The sequence below is a fragment of the Myroides albus genome (genome assembly GCF_009711045.1).
Taxonomy (GTDB): Bacteria; Bacteroidota; Bacteroidia; order Flavobacteriales; family Flavobacteriaceae; genus Flavobacterium; species Flavobacterium album_A.
Genome location: NZ_WMJX01000138.1, coordinates 1 through 376, shown reverse-complemented (window position 1 = coordinate 376; position 376 = coordinate 1). Strand labels below are relative to the sequence as shown.

The 376-nt window shown below is 39.4% G+C and carries 1 protein-coding gene; it reads left to right on the top strand.

What is annotated here, in order from left to right:
• Positions 1–376: Imm30 family immunity protein (locus GJV76_RS15660; protein ID WP_230381586.1), on the top strand; the 376-nt coding region annotated here is incomplete at both ends.

The window sequence follows — 376 nt, the reverse complement described above, 5'->3', positions numbered from 1 at the left end:
TGACGAGTGAGGAAGAAGTGGAACAATTTGAAGAAGCCTTAACCCTCTTGTATCAACAAGAAAAAATAGAGCATCTCCCGTTATTTCTAAGCGTATTAGATGATCGAACACAACAGGAAGAAGTCATGTATGGCGTACTCCATGCGATCGAATCCTATGCAAGCACTTTAGGGTTTTCCAAGTATATTGAGCTTATTTTAGCCGCTATGGATTCGTTTCAGGAACAGGCTGAAGAATGGAAAGAACTGATTTTTCTTCGAATGATCAATAGCGAGGCGTGTTTTGATGATTTATTGCGCATTGTCAGCCACCAACATAAGGATGAACTAAAGGAGGAATTACGACTCATTTTCTTGCGAATTATACAAAGAGATGA